Origin of the sequence: Streptomyces sp. NPDC048507 (assembly GCF_043199995.1) — a bacterium.
GTDB lineage: Bacteria > Actinomycetota > Actinomycetes > Streptomycetales > Streptomycetaceae > Streptomyces.
Map to the genome: position 1 here is coordinate 23,478 of NZ_JBICWZ010000010.1, position 16,691 is coordinate 40,168.

11 protein-coding genes are annotated in these 16,691 nt (G+C 74.6%); 5 read left to right on the forward strand and 6 right to left on the reverse strand.

The genetic code is table 11. The features are described from left to right. The first annotated feature begins 94 nt into the window (after positions 1-94). Positions 95-952, forward strand: a complete 858-nt coding sequence (locus ACGFXC_RS25440) for an SDR family NAD(P)-dependent oxidoreductase (RefSeq protein WP_393716431.1) — start codon at positions 95-97, stop codon at positions 950-952. A gap of 218 nt (positions 953-1,170) precedes the next feature. Here the strand turns inward: ACGFXC_RS25440 and ACGFXC_RS25445 are convergent, their stop codons facing one another. Both ACGFXC_RS25445 and ACGFXC_RS25450 read right to left on the reverse strand, forming a co-directional pair. Further along, the gene (locus ACGFXC_RS25445; RefSeq protein ID WP_393716433.1) at positions 1,171-2,049 is read right to left on the reverse strand and encodes a sulfurtransferase; all 879 of its coding nucleotides are present in this window, start codon (positions 2,047-2,049) and stop codon (positions 1,171-1,173) included. A 101-nt stretch (positions 2,050-2,150) separates the two neighbouring features. Further along, the gene (locus ACGFXC_RS25450) at positions 2,151-3,419 is read right to left on the reverse strand and encodes a hypothetical protein (RefSeq protein ID WP_393716434.1); all 1,269 of its coding nucleotides are present in this window, start codon (positions 3,417-3,419) and stop codon (positions 2,151-2,153) included. Positions 3,420-3,632: 213 nt separating this feature from the next. Between ACGFXC_RS25450 and ACGFXC_RS25455 the strand changes: the two genes are divergently transcribed. From ACGFXC_RS25455 to ACGFXC_RS25470, 4 genes are all read left to right on the forward strand, one after another. Further along, positions 3,633-4,214 carry a hypothetical protein gene (locus ACGFXC_RS25455; RefSeq protein WP_393716436.1) on the forward strand — a complete coding sequence of 194 codons (582 nt, stop codon included), beginning with the start codon at positions 3,633-3,635 and terminating at the stop codon, positions 4,212-4,214. Between the two features lie 212 nt (positions 4,215-4,426). Continuing rightward, on the forward strand, positions 4,427-5,167 hold the full coding sequence (locus ACGFXC_RS25460) for a response regulator transcription factor (RefSeq protein ID WP_362124241.1): 741 nt from the start codon (positions 4,427-4,429) through the stop codon (positions 5,165-5,167). Continuing rightward, positions 5,164-6,243: an ATP-binding protein gene (locus ACGFXC_RS25465; RefSeq protein ID WP_393716438.1), complete on the forward strand. Its 1,080-nt coding sequence runs from the start codon at positions 5,164-5,166 to the stop codon at positions 6,241-6,243. Before ACGFXC_RS25460 ends, ACGFXC_RS25465 begins: the two co-directional genes overlap by 4 nt. 258 nt (positions 6,244-6,501) lie before the next feature. Beyond that, positions 6,502-10,410 (forward strand): multifunctional oxoglutarate decarboxylase/oxoglutarate dehydrogenase thiamine pyrophosphate-binding subunit/dihydrolipoyllysine-residue succinyltransferase subunit, encoded by a 3,909-nt coding sequence (locus tag ACGFXC_RS25470; protein ID WP_393716440.1) that lies wholly within the window; start codon positions 6,502-6,504, stop codon positions 10,408-10,410. A gap of 88 nt (positions 10,411-10,498) precedes the next feature. Here ACGFXC_RS25470 and fxsT read toward each other — a convergent pair whose 3' ends face one another. The 4 genes from fxsT to fxsA all read right to left on the reverse strand — a co-directional run bounded on the left by fxsT (position 10,499) and on the right by fxsA (position 16,609). Further along, positions 10,499-13,501 carry an FxSxx-COOH system tetratricopeptide repeat protein gene (gene fxsT, locus ACGFXC_RS25475; RefSeq protein ID WP_393716442.1) on the reverse strand — a complete coding sequence of 1,001 codons (3,003 nt, stop codon included), beginning with the start codon at positions 13,499-13,501 and terminating at the stop codon, positions 10,499-10,501. Positions 13,502-13,591: 90 nt separating this feature from the next. After that, positions 13,592-15,052, reverse strand: a complete 1,461-nt coding sequence (locus tag ACGFXC_RS25480; protein ID WP_393716444.1) for an aKG-HExxH-type peptide beta-hydroxylase — start codon at positions 15,050-15,052, stop codon at positions 13,592-13,594. Next, positions 15,049-16,320 carry an FxsB family cyclophane-forming radical SAM/SPASM peptide maturase gene (locus ACGFXC_RS25485; RefSeq protein ID WP_393716446.1) on the reverse strand — a complete coding sequence of 424 codons (1,272 nt, stop codon included), beginning with the start codon at positions 16,318-16,320 and terminating at the stop codon, positions 15,049-15,051. The genes ACGFXC_RS25480 and ACGFXC_RS25485 overlap by 4 nt, the downstream gene beginning before the upstream one ends. A 94-nt stretch (positions 16,321-16,414) precedes the next feature. Further along, positions 16,415-16,609, reverse strand: coding sequence for an FxSxx-COOH cyclophane-containing RiPP peptide (gene fxsA, locus ACGFXC_RS25490; RefSeq protein ID WP_393716448.1), 195 nt, complete (start codon positions 16,607-16,609; stop codon positions 16,415-16,417). Positions 16,610-16,691: the final 82 nt, after the last annotated feature.

Sequence of the window (16,691 nt, forward strand, 5' to 3'; positions counted from 1 at the left end):
GACGTCGCGTCTTGACGATCTCGCCGGCCCGGGGCACAGTGAACCCAGAAAGCGAGACGGTACGTCTCGTCTCATCAGTGACGGGAGCATCCCCATGCGCACTTCAGCCACCGGCACCGGCCGCGTCTGGTTCGTCACCGGCGCCAGCCGCGGTCTCGGGCGCGCCTTCGCCGAAGCGGCGCTGGCCGCCGGTGACCGCGTCGCCGCCGCCGCGCGCAGCACCGGGCCGCTGGCGGAGCTCGCCGCCGCGCACCCCGGCCGGGTCCTGCCGCTCCCCCTCGACGTCACCGACCGCGACGCGGTCTTCGCGGCCGTCGAAACGGCCGTCGGCCACTTCGGCCGGCTCGACGTCGTCGTCAACAACGCCGGGACGCTCACGATGGGCATGGTCGAGGAGTTCACCGAAGCCGAGGCCCGCGCCCAGCTGGACGTCAACTTCTTCGGGGCGCTCTGGGTGACCCAGGCCGTGCTGCCCGTACTGCGCGGCCAGGGCTCGGGACACCTCGTCCAGATCTCCAGCATCGGCGCACTCGCCGGTTTCGCGAGCACCGGCCTCTACAGCGCGAGCAAGTGCGCCCTGGAGGGGATGAGCGAGGCCGCGGCCGCGGAGGCGGCCGGCTTCGGGGTGAAGGTGAGCATCGTCCAGCCCGGGGGGTACTGGACCGACCTCTACACGGCCATGGGCTCCACCACCCCCCGGCAGGTGTACGGCCCGCTGCGCGCCGAGCTGGAGGCGCGGTTCTCCGAGGGGTCCGTCGACAGCGACCCGGCGCTCGCCGCGCGGGCGCTGCTCGCGCTGGTCGACAGCGACGAGCCGCCGCTGCGCCTGCTGCTCGGGAGCATGGTCTACGACCTGGCCTTCGACATCGCCCGGCGCCGGATGGACACCTGGGCGGGCTGGGAGCCCGTCAGCCGCGCCGCGGAGGCGGCCGTGCCCGCCCCGCGCGCCTGAGCGGCGCGGTCGGCGGGAGACGTAACGGAGCCGTCCGCCACCGGGCCCGTGGGGGTACCGGGACGCCGCGGCCTCGCCTCGCCCTCCCCCGCCCGAGACGGCCATGCGCCCCGGTCCGGGGCCGGCCCCGGACGTCGGGATGCGGGCCGGACCCAGGGCCGGGGTGCTCACGCGGGCCCCGGGCCCCGGGCTCCGGGGGCGGGCTGCCCGGGGGGCCGTCAGGGGCCGGTGGCGACCGGACGGTCCGGCGAGGGGAGGCCCCACTCGCTCCAGGAGCCGTCGTATACCGCCGTGTCCCGGTATCCCGCGAGCGCCGCCCCCAGCGCGAGCACGCACGCCGTGACCCCGGACCCGCAGCTGAACCGGAGCCGCTCCCGGCCGCCGGTCACCGCCTCGAAGGCGCTGCGGAGCCCGACCGGCGGCAGCATCCGCCCGTCCGGGCCCAGGAGTTCCCCGAACGGCAGGTTCACCGCGCCCGGCATGTGGCCGCCGCGCAGCCCCGGCCGGGGTTCGGGGGCCGCGCCCTCGAAGCGCTCGCGGGTGCGGGCGTCGAGCACGGCGGCGGCCGGGTCGGCCAGGGCCGCCGAGACGTCGGCGGCGTCCACCAGCAGCCCGGCGCGCGGCCGGGCGGTGAAGGAGCCGCGCGGGCCCCCGTACGCCGCCGCCCCGGGCTCGACGGGCAGTCCGGCGGCGGCCCAGGCGGGCAGGCCCCCGTCCAGGACGGCCGCCCGCTCGAAGCCCATGGCGCGCAGCATCCACCAGGCGCGGGCGCTGGAGTAGATCCCGGCGGCGTCGTAGACGACCACGGTGGCGCCGTCGTCGAGGCCGAGCCCGCGCATCGCCTCGGTGAACTCCGGGGCGCCGGGCATGGTGTGCGGGGCGGCGGCGGTGTGGTCGCTGAGGGCGCCGTCGAGGTCGAAGGGGCGGGCGCCGGGGATCCGGGCGGCGGCGCCCCGGTGCGCGCCGACGGAGGCGTCGAACAGGACGGGCCCGTCGCGGCCGGTCCGCTCCGCGAGCCACTCGACCCCGACGAGCGGTCCGAAGCCGGGGCCGTCCGGCCCGGCGGTCGCGGAGGGGGTCGGTCCGGGTGTGGGCATGCGGCACCTCCGAGGGTGCGACGGGCCCCGCCCGCCGGGGCGCCGGGCCCGCCGGGTGTCTGACGCGGGCCGCCCCATCCTCCCCCGCCCCGGGCCCCGTCCTACCCGCAGCCCCCCGGTCTCGCGTACACCGCCACGCGCGCCCCCCGCACCGCGGTGAGCGAGCAGCGTTCGAAGGAGGTGGCCAGGGCGTCGCGTTTGGCGGCCTCGCGGGGGTACGGGTCCAGGGGCTGGTCCGGCGGGTCCAGGAGGGCGATGACCCGGGGGGCGCGCAGCAGGGCCTCCCGGATCCGCTCCGGCGGGAGTTCGGTGCCGTGGAGGGTGCGCGAAGCGGCCGGGGAGCGGTCCAGGGCCACGTCGCGCAGGCCGGCGTAGACGGTGGGCGAGGACAGCAGCCACTCGCGCCGCCGCGCGGGCAGGAACAGCACCGCGTCCCCGGGCCGCGCCCGCTCCCGTACGGCGGCGGCCACCGCGAGCACGTCGTCCTTGCGGCTCTCGGGGGTCCGCAGCCACGCCGACCACCAGCCGAACGGCACCAGCAGCGCCGCCGCCAGCAGCCACGGCCCCCACCCCCGGGCCCGCGCCGCCCGGCCCCCGGCGAGCAGGGCGAGCCCGGTCAGCGCGTAGAGGACGTAGCGGTCGACGTACCAGGGGTGCACCAGCGAGAGGGCCATCAGCAGCCCCGGCGGCAGCAGCGCGAGCGGTACGGCGACCCGTACGAGGGCCGTGAGGTCCCGCTCGGCGGCGCCCCGCGCGAGCAGCGCCGCCGCGCCCGCGAGCACCCCGTACGCCGCCCAGTCCTGCCAGGACGGCCGGCCGAGCCAGCCGAGCTGCGCCTGCGCCTGCCGGGCGCTGACCAGGGCGAGCGGCAGCAGCCCGGCGGCGACCGCGGCGGCGGCACGCCGCCAGCCGCGCGAGCTGCGGGCGACGGGGGCGTGCGCGAGCAGGGCGAGGGCGGCGAACTCGTGCAGCCAGCAGCCGAGGAGCAGCACGGCGGCGTACGCGGCCCACCGCTCGCGCAGCATCAGGTAGGTGGCCCAGACCACGGCGGCGGCGACGAGGGCGTACGAGCGCCCCTCCTGCGCGTAGGCCTGGACGGGCGGGAGCAGGGCGTAGGCGGAGCCGGCGAGCAGCGCGGCCCGCTCGCCCGCCAGCCGGTGCGCGACCGCGGCCACCCCGGCGGCGGCGAGCGCGGCGCCGGCCACGGACGGCAGCCGCAGCGCCCACAGGCCCCCGTCCCACAGCCCGAACACCCCGTGCATCAGCAGGTAGTAGAGGCCGTGGACGGCGTCGACCTGTCCGAGGAGCGCGGCCAGGTCGCTCAGGGGGCGGTGCGCGACCTGCCAGGTGGTGGACTCGTCGCGCCACATGCTGCCGCCGTCGGGGCCGCGTTCCAGGGCGAGCAGGCCGAGGAGCGCGGCGAGGAGCGGCGGCAGCCAGCGCCAGGGGGCGGTGCGGCGGATGTCGGCCTCCGGGGTGCTCGGGGGGGGCGGGTGCGCGGGCGGGCGGGGGGCGCGGGGGCTTTCCGTGGCGGGGCGGGGACTCCATACTCGGGGTTCGGCCGAGTCCCCGCGGAGGTGGGTGTGCGAGCGTCCCGAACGTGTGCCGCGGTGGCGGCGGCACTGGTGGCCGCGGCGGCCGCGGCCGGCTGCGGATCCGGCGGTTCCGGCGGTTCCGGCGACGGGTCGGCCTCCCCGCCCCCGGCGTCCGCCACCGCCTCGCGCTCCGCCTCCGGCTCCCCGTCCGCCTCCGCGAGCCCCCCGGCGCGCACCCCGCCCGCGAGCCCCTCCGCGAGCCCCTCCACCACCGTTGCTCCCCCGGCGTCCGAGACCCTGCTGCGGGTCTCGCGCACCGGCGGCTACGCGGGCCGGCCCCACACCCTGCGCATCGCCCCGGACGGCTCCTGGACCCGGCTCGGCGCCGATGACCGGCCCGAGGGGTCGGGCACGCTGGACCCGGCCGGGCTGGAGGCGCTGCGGGCGGCCCTGCGGGCGGCGGACCTTCCCCGGCTGCCCCGGACCGCGAGGGCGGACCCGCCGGTCAGGGACGGTTTCACGTACTCCTTCGCCCACGGCGGCGTCGAGGTGTCCGCCGACCAGGACGTCCTCGCCCCGGGGCTGGCGAAGGTGCTGGCCGCCCTCCCGGGCTTCGACCCGGAGCCGTAGGACCCGCCGCCCGGTGCCGCCGCCGCGGCCGGGGGTACTCCGTACGGGGGTCACGGGGTGCGGGGCCGCCCGGGGCCGTACGCCGTCCGGCGGGCCTCCCGCGGGCCGGGCGTCACCCGGCGGTCACTGTCCGAACCGCACATAGCCGCAGGCCGGTGCCTCCTCTACGCTGCACCCCAACACGCGACACGCGGGATCTTCAGGGGCGGGACATGGAACAGACACACACCACCCACAGCGGCGCCGCGGCCACCCCCGGCGCCCAGCGGCGCGTGCTCGTGGTCGAGGACGACCGCACCATCGCCGACGCCATCGCGGCCCGGCTGCGGGCCGAGGGCTTCCAGGTGCAGACGGCGTACGACGGCCCGGCCGCCGTGGCGGCGGCCGAGAGCTGGCTGCCCGAGCTGCTGGTGCTGGACGTCATGCTGCCCGGCTTCGACGGGCTGGAGGTGTGCCGCCGGGTGCAGGCGCAGCGGCCCGTCCCGGTGCTGATGCTCACCGCCCGCGACGACGAGACGGACATGCTGGTCGGTCTCGGGGTCGGGGCCGACGACTACATGACGAAGCCGTTCTCGATGCGCGAGCTGGCCGCGCGGGTCCACGTCCTGCTGCGCCGGGTGGAGCGGGCCACGCTGGCCGCGCACACCCCGCGCGGGGCGACGCTGCGGCTGGGCGACCTGGAGATCGACCACGCGCAGCGCCGGGTGCGGGTGCAGGCGGAGGACGTGCACCTGACGCCGACGGAGTTCGACCTGCTGGTGTGCCTGGCGGGGACGCCGCGCGCGGTGCTCTCGCGCGAGCAGCTCCTCGCGGAGGTGTGGGACTGGGCGGACGCGTCGGGCACCCGTACGGTCGACAGCCACATCAAGGCGCTGCGCCGGAAGATCGGCGCGGAGCGGATCCGTACGGTCCACGGCGTCGGGTACGCCCTGGAGACCCCGGCGCAGCCGTGAGCGGCCGGTCCCCCGGCCCGGGGCTGCGGCCCTATTCGCCGTTCTCGATCAAGACGAAGCTGGGCACGCTCGTCGTGGTGTCGGTGTTCATCACCACGGGTCTGCTGATGGTGGCCCTGCGCACCGCGACGGAGCTGCGGTTCATCACGGTGTTCTCGGTGATCGCCTCGATGCTGATCACCCAGTTCGTGGCGCACAGCCTGACGGCTCCGCTGGACGACATGACGACGGTGGCCCGGGCGATATCCCACGGGGACTACACGCGCCGGGTGCGCGGGGCGGGCCGCCGGGACGAGCTGGGCGACCTGGCCTCGACGATCAATCTGATGGCCGACGACCTGGAGGCCGTGGACAGGCACCGCAAAGAACTGGTCGCGAACGTCTCGCACGAGCTCCGCACGCCGATCGCGGCGTTGCGGGCGGTGCTGGAGAACGTCGTGGACGGGGTCTCGGAGGCCGATCCGGAGACGATGCGCACCGCGCTCAAGCAAACGGAACGGCTCGGCCGGCTGGTGGAGACCCTGCTGGACCTGTCCCGGGTGGACAACGGGGTGGTGCCGCTGAAGTGCCGCCGCTTCGAGGTGTGGCCGTACCTGTCGGGGGTGTTGAAGGAATCGGGGCTGGCGGCCGCGGGGCGGCCCGGCCTGGCGTCGGGTTCGGGCGGGCACACCCGCAACGACGTGCACCTTCACCTGGACGTGTTCCCGACCGAGCTGACGGCGTACGCGGACGCGGAACGGCTGCACCAGGTGGTCGCGAACCTGATCGACAACGCGGTCAAGCACAGTCCGCCGCACGGCCGGGTGACGGTCCGGGCGCGGGCGGGCGGGCCGGCCGGGAGCCTGGCCCTGGAGGTCGTCGACGAAGGACCCGGAATCCCGGAGGCCGAGCGCCACCGGGTCTTCGAGCGTTTCAACCGGGGCGCGGCGCGGGGCGGGGACGGGGGCACCGGGCTGGGCCTGGCCATCGCCCGCTGGGCCGTCGGCCTGCACGGGGGCCACATCGGCGTGGCCGAATCGTCACGGGGTTGCCGAATCCTCGTCACTCTTCCGGGCAGCTCACCGGCATCGTCTTGACGTAGGGTTCTGAAGGGAAGGACATGATCTCGGCCACACGTGCCCGGGGTCGTCAGGGGTGCGAGGCCGTGGGGGTCGCAACCTGGATGCCCCCTACCCGAACCACGCTTGTTTCCCGCCATTCCACGCGATGAAACCCGCCGTTCGGTGTGACCTGCGCGACGGAAGTCCCGCCCGGCCTGCATCACACCGCCCGGGAGGCGTAGCCTTTATTCCCGCTGTCCATACCTTGTGAAGCGGAAGAGGGCGGTTGCCGCCGTGTCGCCACAGTCCCCCAGTAACTCGAGCACCACGACCGACGCAGCAGAGGGCGGGAAGACCCCTGCCTCAGGCTTCGGCGCGAATGAGTGGCTCGTCGACGAGATCTATCAGCAGTACCTCCAGGACCCGAATTCGGTCGACCGGGCCTGGTGGGACTTCTTCGCCGACTACAAGCCGGGGGGCGCTGTCGCTCCGGTGAAGGCGGACGGTCCCCAGAAGTCCACGACGACGGAGGGCGCCTCCGCACAGGCCGCCACCTCCGCCACAGCCCCTCAGGCCACCGTCGCCGCCGCCACGGGGGCGGCGCGCGCCGTGCCTCCCGCAGCCGGCAACGGCGGCACGGGAGCGGCTCCGGCCGCCCCGGCCCCCTCGCCTGTGTCAGCTCCTGCCCCTGCTCCTGCCACCCCCTCTGGTGCCCCTGCTGTGACTGTCACCTCCCAGGCCCCGGCCGCCGCACCGGCCGCTCCTGCCCCTCAGGCTCCGGCCGCCGCCGCTCCCGCAGCCCAGAAGGCCGCGCCCGCCACCGAGGCCCCCTCCGGCCCCGAACTGGTGACGCTCCGCGGCCCTGCCGCTGCCGTGGCCAAGAACATGAACGCCTCGCTGGAGGTGCCGACGGCCACGTCCGTGCGCGCCGTCCCGGTGAAGCTGCTGTTCGACAACCGCATCGTGATCAACAACCACCTCAAGCGCGCCCGGGGCGGGAAGATCTCCTTCACGCACCTCATCGGCTACGCGATGGTGCAGGCGATCAAGGCCATGCCGGCCATGAACTACTCCTTCGCGGAGAAGGACGGCAAGCCGACCCTGGTCAAGCCGGAGCACGTGAACTTCGGCCTCGCGATCGACCTGGTGAAGCCGAACGGCGACCGCCAGCTCGTCGTCGCCGGCATCAAGAAGGCCGAGACCCTCAACTTCTTCGAGTTCTGGCAGGCCTACGAGGACATCGTCCGCCGGGCCCGCGTCGGCAAGCTGACGATGGACGACTTCACCGGCGTCACCGTCTCGCTGACCAACCCCGGCGGTCTGGGCACCGTGCACTCCGTGCCCCGCCTGATGCCCGGACAGTCGGTCATCATGGGCGTCGGCTCCATGGACTACCCCGCCGAGTTCCAGGGCACCTCGCAGGACACCCTGAACAAGCTGGGCATCTCCAAGGTCATGACCCTGACCTCGACCTACGACCACCGGGTCGTCCAGGGCGCGGCCTCCGGCGAGTTCCTGCGCATCGTCGCGAACCTGCTGCTGGGCGAGAGCGGCTTCTACGACGACGTCTTCGAGGCGCTGCGCATCCCGTACGAGCCGGTCCGCTGGCTCCGGGACATCGACGCCTCGCACGACGACGACGTCACGAAGGCCGCCCGCGTCTTCGAGCTGATCCACTCCTACCGGGTCCGCGGCCACGTCATGGCCGACACCGACCCGCTGGAGTACAAGCAGCGCAAGCACCCCGACCTCGACATCACCGAGCACGGGCTCACCCTGTGGGACCTGGAGCGCGAGTTCGCCGTCGGCGGGTTCTCCGGCAAGTCGATGATGAAGCTCCGCGACATCCTCGGCGTGCTGCGCGACTCGTACTGCCGCACCACCGGCGTCGAGTTCATGCACATCCAGGACCCGAAGCAGCGCCGCTGGATCCAGGACCGCATCGAGCGCCCGCACACCAAGCCGGAGCGCGAGGAGCAGCTGCGCATCCTGCGCCGCCTGAACGCGGCGGAGGCCTTCGAGACGTTCCTGCAGACGAAGTACGTCGGCCAGAAGCGCTTCTCCCTGGAGGGCGGCGAGTCCGTCATCCCGCTGCTCGACGCCGTCATCGACTCGGCCGCCGAGGCCCGCCTCGAAGAGGTCGCGATCGGCATGGCCCACCGCGGCCGGCTGAACGTGCTGGCGAACATCGTCGGCAAGTCGTACGCGCAGATCTTCCGCGAGTTCGAGGGCAACCTCGACCCGAAGTCCATGCACGGCTCCGGCGACGTCAAGTACCACCTGGGCGCCAACGGCACCTTCACGGGCCTGGACGGGGAGCAGATCAAGGTCTCGCTCGTCGCGAACCCCTCGCACCTGGAGGCGGTGGACCCGGTCCTGGAGGGCGTGGTCCGCGCCAAGCAGGACATCATCAACAAGGGCGGCACGGACTTCACGGTCCTGCCCATCGCCCTGCACGGCGACGCGGCCTTCGCGGGCCAGGGCGTCGTCGCCGAGACGCTGAACATGTCGCAGCTGCGCGGCTACCGCACCGGCGGCACCGTGCACGTGGTCATCAACAACCAGGTCGGCTTCACCGCCGCCCCGGAGTCCTCGCGTTCCTCGATGTACGCGACGGACGTGGCCCGCATGATCGAGGCGCCGATCTTCCACGTGAACGGCGACGACCCGGAGGCCGTGGTCCGCATCGCGCGGCTCGCCTTCGAGTTCCGTCAGGCGTTCAACAAGGACGTGGTCATCGACCTCATCTGCTACCGCCGCCGCGGCCACAACGAGTCCGACAACCCGGCGTTCACGCAGCCGCTGATGTACGACCTGATCGACAAGAAGCGCTCGGTGCGCAAGCTGTACACCGAGTCCCTCATCGGTCGCGGCGACATCACCCTGGAAGAGGCCGAGCAGGCCCTCCAGGACTTCCAGGGCCAGCTGGAGAAGGTCTTCGCGGAGGTCCGCGAAGCCGCCACGCAGCCCGCGGTCGCCCCGCCGGCCCCGGTCTCGCAGGCCGACTTCCCGGTCACCGTGAACACCGCGGTCTCCCAGGACGTCGTCAAGCGGATCGCCGAGTCCCAGGTCAACATCCCCGACGGGGTCACCGTCCACCCGCGTCTGCTGCCGCAGCTGCAGCGCCGCGCGGCGATGATCGACGAGGGCACGATCGACTGGGGCATGGGCGAGACCCTGGCCTTCGGTTCGCTGCTGATGGAGGGCACCCCGGTCCGGCTGTCCGGCCAGGACTCCCGCCGCGGCACCTTCGGCCAGCGCCACGCGGTCCTCATCGACCGCGAGACGGGCGAGGACTACACCCCGCTGCTGTACCTGGCGGACGACCAGGCCCGCTACAACGTCTACGACTCGCTGCTCTCCGAGTACGCGGCGATGGGCTTCGAGTACGGCTACTCGCTGGCCCGCCCGGAGGCGCTGGTCCTGTGGGAGGCGCAGTTCGGTGACTTCGTCAACGGCGCGCAGACCGTCGTCGACGAGTTCATCTCCTCCGCCGAGCAGAAGTGGGGCCAGACCTCCGGCGTCACCCTGCTGCTGCCGCACGGCTACGAGGGCCAGGGCCCGGACCACTCCTCGGCCCGCCCGGAGCGGTTCCTCCAGCTCTGCGCGCAGAACAACATGACGGTCGCGATGCCGACGCTGCCGTCGAACTACTTCCACCTGCTGCGCTGGCAGGTCCACAACCCGCACCACAAGCCGCTCATCGTCTTCACCCCGAAGTCGATGCTGCGTCTGAAGGCGGCGGCGTCGAAGGCGGAGGAGTTCACGAACGGTTCGTTCCGTCCGGTCATCGGTGACGCGACGGTGGACCCGAACGCGGTCCGCAAGGTCGTCTTCTGCGCGGGCAAGGTCTACTACGACCTGGAGGCCGAGCGGGAGAAGCGCGGCATCACGGACACCGCGATCATCCGCATCGAGCGCCTGTACCCGCTGCCGGGTGCGGAGCTCCAGGCGGAGATCGCCAAGTTCCCGAACGCGGCGAAGTACATCTGGGCCCAGGAGGAGCCGGCGAACCAGGGTGCGTGGCCGTTCATCGCGCTGAACCTGATCGACCACCTCGACCTGGCCGTCGGCGCCGACATCCCGGCCGGCGAGCGCCTGCGCCGCGTGTCGCGTCCGCACGGCTCGTCTCCGGCGGTGGGCTCCGCGAAGCGCCACCAGGCGGAGCAGCAGCTCCTGCTGAACGAGGTCTTCGAGGCGTAGTCACCGCGCGCCCCGCCGTACCGCGGAAGGCCCGGCCCCCTCGGGGACCGGGCCTTCCGGCCGTCCACGGACCCGCGGGGGCGGGGGTCTACGGCTGGGGTTCGAAGTCCCAGTAGGGGCGGGTCTGCTGGCGGGCCGAAACGGTGTGGACGTGCTGGGGACCCAGGGTGCGGGTCAGGGACTTCAGGCCGGCCTCCTCGTGTTTGGAGGCCTCCGCGTCCTCCCGTACCGCGCGCAGGTCCGCGGCCAGGGCGATCTGGGCGCTCAGAGTCATCGGATGGTCGGGGCCGAGGACCCGTTCCGCGCCGCGCAGGGTCTCGCGGCTGAGGTCGACCGCGGATTCCAGCCGGCCGGTGATGTTGCGGTGCCCGGTGGCGTTCAGGGCGCAGCCCAGGGTCCAGGGGTGGCGGTCGCCGAGGGCGCCCCGCATGCCGACCAGGGCCTGTTCGGCGAGGTTCAGAGCCTCGGTCCGCTCGCCCTGGGCCCGCAGCACGAGGGCGAGGTTGCCGACGGTGCCGATGCTGTACGGGTGGGCCAGCCCCAGCTGGGTCTGGTAGCCGCGTACGACCTCCTCGGAGATCCGGCGGGCCTCCTCGATGTCCCCGTACTCGCGCAGGTAGGTGGCGTAGTCGGAGGCGACCATCAGGGTCCAGGGGAATTCGGCGCCGAACACCCGGGTGGAGCGGTCCAGGACGCCCCGCAGCCGGGCTCCGGCGCCGGGGATGTCGCCGGAGCGGCGCAGGCACATGCCGAGGTTGTGTTCGGCGCGCAGGGTCTGGGGGTGGTTGGGGCCCAGGACCTGGGTGTTGAGCTTGAGGCCCTGTTCCTGGCGGGCGAGGGCCTCGCGGTAGCGGCCCATGAGGCGCAGGCCCATCGCGCAGCCGATGCCGGAGGAGAGGGTGGCGATGTGCCGTACGCGCAGCACCCGTTCGCGGCGGCGCAGGGTGTCGAGGTCGGTGTCGTAGGCCTCCTGGTAGCGGCCGAGCAGGCGCAGCGCGACGGCGACGTTGTTCTGGGCGTTGAGGGTGGTGGAGTCGTCCTCGCCGAGCAGTTCGCGGTAGGTGGCGAAGGCGTGCTCCAGCAGTTCCCTGGCCCGGTCGAACTTGGCGGTGCTGAGCAGGACTCCGGCGTAGGTGCTGGTGGCGCGCAGGGTCTCCAGGTCGCGGTGGCCGCGTTCGGCGACGAGCCGGTCGGCGACGGAGCGGGCGAGGGTCTCGGCGTGCCGGAAGTGGCCGAGCATGCGCAGGGCGCCGCCGTAGTGGTAGCTGAGCTCGCGGACCTGGTCGTGGTCGTCGCCCAGCATGGCCCGCCAGACCCCGTCGGTCTGTTCGGACAGGCGCAGGCACGTGCGGTACTCGCCGGCCAGGATGAGGTAGCGCAGGCAGTGCAGCAGGAAGTTCTGGATGCGGGGGTTGCTGCTGGTCAGGACGCCGGCGGAGTCGAGGTGGGGGATGAGTTCGGCGTACCTGGGCCAGAGCCGGGAGTCGGTGGGGCGGCCGGGGTCGGCGGCGGCGAGGACCTGGCGTACGGCGCGGGAGAGCTGGTCGGCCTCGTCGTCGGCGAGGTTGCCGCGGACGATGTTGTGGACCATGCGGTGCAGTTGCACGGTCTCCAGTCCGCCGCCCTCCTCCACGGCGAGGTCGGAGTACTCCAGGCGGACGACGGAGAACTGGACGAGCTTGTTGAGGGCCGCGTTCCAGCGGACCTGGTCGTGGATCAGCCCGGCCAGGTGCTCGGGGACGTCGTCGGCGGGGAACTCGCGCAGCAGCCGCAGCGGGACCCGGCCGGGGGCGAAGAAGACGAACAGCCGTAGCAGGGCGAGGGCGTCGGGGAAGCTCTCCCGGACGTTGTTGAGGAGTATCGCCAGTGCGGTCGGGAAGGGCAGCGGGTAGTCGTCGGAGAGGGTGACGGCCTCGTGGGAGTCCAGCCGGTGGCGCAGGAGTTCGAGGTATTCGCCGACGCGCATCGGGGAGTCGGCGAGCCAGCCGGCGGTCTGGTCGAGGGCGAGCGGGTAGTCCTCCAGGGCCTCGGCGAGCTGGTCGGCCTCCTCACCGGTCAGGCGCAGGGCCCGGCGGCGGATGAAGGTGACGGACTCGGGGCGGGCGTAGAGGGGGACTTCGACGAGGCTGGTGTGCCGGGCGGCCCATTCGCGGTTTCGGGAGGTGATGATCACGTCTCCGGCGCCGGAGGGCAGCAGGTCGGTGAGGTCGTCGGGGCTGTCGCAGCCGTCGAAGACGATCAGCCACCGGTGGTACGGGGACCCGCGCCGCAGCGCCTCCAGTACGGCCCGGATCTGTTCGCCGTAGCTGCCGGCGCCGCGCGGCAGGCCGAGGGCGGGCGCGAGGTCGGCGAGGCGTTCGCGCAGGGTGGGCCGGTCCTCGGCGGGGACCCACCAGACGACGTCGTACTCGGAGGCGAAGCGGTAGGCGTACTCGGTGGCGACCTGGGTCTTGCCCACGCCGGAGAGGCCGAGCAGGGTGACGGTGGAGGCGCCGGGCGGGGCGTCGGTGAGGGCGGCGCGCAGCCGGCCGATGACGTCGTTGCGGCCCGTGAAGCGCGGGTTGCGGCGCGGGACGCGGCCCCAGATCTCGGGCGGGTCGTTGGGGAAGCGGGGGCCGCGGCGGCCGCTCTCGGTGCCGATCCGGTCGGTGGGCAGCTCCAGGCGGCGCAGCACGCGGTACTCGGCCTCGTAGGAGTCCAGGCCCCACAGGTCGGTCTTCTCCAGCGCGGCGACGGCGCTGGGCAGCGGGGCGTCGGTGAGGCAGACGGCGGCGAACCGGTCGGGGTGGGCCTCGGTGACGGTACGCAGCGCGGTGTTCCACTCGTCGTCGGTGTGGGTGCCCGCGGAGAAGTAGCGCTCGCTGAGGACGAGGACGACCTTGCCGCCGGCCCGGGGCAGGTCGTCCAGGGCCTCGGTGAGGCCGGGGCTGGTCTGCGGGTCCCAGCGCTGGAGCGCGACGCGGTGGCCGTGCTCTTCCAGGCGGTGGGCGATCCACGCCGCCCAGGGGCGGTTGAAGCCCGCGAAGCTGATGACGAAGCGCTGCGGCGGGGCGGCTCCGTCGCGGTCGAGTCGCGTACCGGTACCGGTCATGCGGCCGTCTCCCTGGGGTCCGGGCGGTGGACGGGGTGTGAGGCGGTGCGGAGAGGGGCGGGGTTGAAAGGTACCGCAGCGGACGGCCCCTCAGACCTGTACGAATGGGGCGAGTTCGGGGTGGGCCTCGCACCAGGTGCGACGCTCGCGCTCCAGGGCCCGGCGGGCGGTGGCGTGCTGGTCCCCGGGGGGCGGCAGTTCGTCCATGGCCCGCTCGGCGGCGATCATCCCGTCGACGAACTCGGCTCCGGTGACGGTGAGTTGGGGATGGGCCCGCAGGACCGGGAGGACGGCGGCGACCTGGGCGCGGATCCGGGCGTGCTGGGCCCAGGCGCCGCGGGCCCCGTAGAGGGCGGCGCGCTGCCAGTAGCCGGCCAGGGCCAGGTGGGCGTACGCGCCGTGCAGGAGCCCCTCCAGGGGCCTGGGGTCGCCGCGCCAGGGGGCCCAGTGGCGGGGGGTGCGGTCGGCGGTGTGCAGGGTGAGGACGTCGGTGAGCGCGGCGAGCTTGCCGTGCTGGATCTCGTGGACCAGGGTCGCGGCCAGCGCGGGCGGCGCCTGTCCGCGGGCCAGGACGGAGCCGGCGGCCGCGGGGAGGGTGGCGCCGCTGGAGCGGGTGCCGCCGGCGAGGGGGACCACCGAGCGCAGCAGCAGGCCGGCCTCCTGCGCGCGGGCGGAGTCGTAGCGCTCCAGCAGGGTGAGCGCCCCGGCCCACTGGGTGTCCCAGCGCTTGTGGCCCTTGGGGGTGAGCCGGCGGGCCGGACGCACGGCCGCCGGGGGCGGGGCGGCCGGGGCGCGATAGGGGTCGAGGTCGTCGAGGGAGGTGCGGCCGCCGGGCAGGGCGTGCAGGGGGAGGGTGGCGCCGGTGTCCCAGGAGCGGTCGGTCAGGGCGAGCGGGCCGGGCCGGTCGGGGCGCAGCAGCCCGAGGGTGGGCAGGGCGAGGCGGCCGCCCACGGGGCGCAGGGTGGTCTTGAAGGCGATCCGGGCGCGCAGGGCGGCGGCGACGGCGAGCGCGCCGAGGTGGCCGAGGTCGGGCGGGGGCCCCTGGGGGGTGTGCAGGCGGCGCAGGGTCTCCTCGGCCCAGACCCCGGTGGCGGGGTAGTGCAGGACGTCGCGCACGGCCTCGGGGTCCTGGTGCTCGGCCTCTTCCAGCAGGGCCCAGCGCTCGGCGCTCTCGGCGCCGGGGGCGGCGTCGAGCACGGCGCGCAGCAGCAGGAGGCGCTTGGAGCGGCGTACGTCGCACACCAGGCGGCTGCCTTCGGGCGTGGGCTCGGTGGAGGCGAGCTCGCGCAGGACGCGGGAGCTGACGGCGAACGGGGGGAGCTCGGTGGGGGGCGCGGGGTCCGCGGGGGCGGGGTGCGCCGGGTGCACGGGGGCGGCGGGGCTGCCGGGGCCGTGGGAACTGCCGGGGCTGCCGGGGCTCGGGGAGCCGGTGGGGCTCGGGGAGCCGGTGGAGCGGGGCGGGGGGACGGGGGCGCCGCCCGACGGCGGCTCGGGGGACGGCCCGGCCTGCGCGCCCGCCCCGGGGGCCGCGGCTCCGGTGCGCTGGGTCATGACGCGGCCCGCCCCGTCGTCGCGGTCGCGGCCGTGTGCAGGGCCCCGGCGATGTGCCGGATGACGGCCTGGAGGTCGGCGCAGTACACGGACGGTCCGCGGAAGCCCTCCCCCGCCCGGTAGCGGTGCGGGTAGTGCCCGCCGCCGCACACCTCGACGAGCTCACAGGCGCGGCAGCCCGCCGCGAGGGCGTCCCGGCCGAGCTGGCGGGCGGCGAAGCCCGGGTGGTCGAGCAGCTCGTCGAAGCTGTGGGTGTCGAGGGTCATGCCGGTCGCGGCGGCCCCTTCGTAGGCGGACTTCAGGGAATCGGCCTGCTCGATGGCGCCGTCGGTCTCCACGACGGCGGTCGTGGCGGGGGCCAGCCCCAGGGTCTCGGTGGCTTCGGGCAGACCCAGCAGCAGGGCGATGACCTCTTCGAAGAGCCGGATCCCGGTGCGCCGCACCCCGGCGTGCCACCAGTGTTCGAAGACGGCCAGCAGCCAGTCCGCGTACGGGGTCCCGTGCGCGGTGCCGCCGGGCGGCGGGGTGCTCCGGTTGGCCAGGGGCAGCAGCAGGCCGACGCTGGGCGGGGCGAAGGCCAGCAGGGACTCGTACGTCTCCACCGGGTCCTGGGCCAGGTCCACCACGCACAGCACCCCGGCGTAGCTCGCGGGGTGCCGGGCGAGCAGCCGCAGGCCCCGGGCGGCCGCGCCGAAGCCGGGCCGGCCGGCGTGGTCCACGCGGCGGGCGTTGTGCGCGGCCAGCCCGCCGTCGAGGCTGACGCCGACGCGGATCCCGGCGGCGGCCAGGGCGGCGAGCCGGCCGCGGGTCAGGAGCGTGCCGTTGGTCTGGACGCTCGCGGTGACCCGGGTGCGGGGCGCCCGGCGGGCCAGGGCCGCCCGTACCGCCTCGACGGGAGCGGCCAGTTCGGCGGGCGCGGCCAGGAGGGGTTCCCCGCCGTGCAGGACGAGGTCCACGCGGGGCAGCTCGTGCGCGGCGGCGTGCTCGGCGATCCGTTCGGCGGCGCGCAGGGCGGTGGCGGCGGACATGGCGGCGGGGCGGGTGCGCCAGCTCTGGTCGGCCATCTCGTAGACGTAGCAGTAGGTGCAGGCGAGGTTGCAGCGGCTGTGCGTCTTGAGGACGAACTGCCGGATCGGCCAGGCCTGGTGGCCCGCGGCGCGCAGGGCGGGGACGTCGAGCTGGGCGTAGGGCCAGGGGGCGTGGCGGGCGTGCCGGTCGGGGGTCCGGTGCGCGGGCGGCACGGGGCCGCTCGTGATCGCTGGGGTCATCGCTGTGCCTCCCTCCCCCGGCGGATTGCCCATCCCTGCCCTCCGGACGGGCCCGGCTAACGGCGGAAAGTGGTCAACTCCGGTGGGGGCGGGGTCAGGCGACGCCGGAGTCGAAGGCGTTGAGGATCTCGGCGGGGTGGGTGACCCGCTCCACCATGCCCGCGATGACCTCGGCGAGGACCGGGTGGTCGATGCCGCGCAGTGCGGCCAGGTCGAGCCCGGAGAGGTCCGGGAGCCGCCCCGGACACGGGCGGGCCGGCGCTGCCGCTTCCTGACGTCCGCTCACCATGGGCTGCCCGTTCCCCTGTCGTCGTGGGTGGTCGTGGGGTCGTGCGTTGGCCGTCGGATGGCCGCGAGTGACCGCGGGTGCC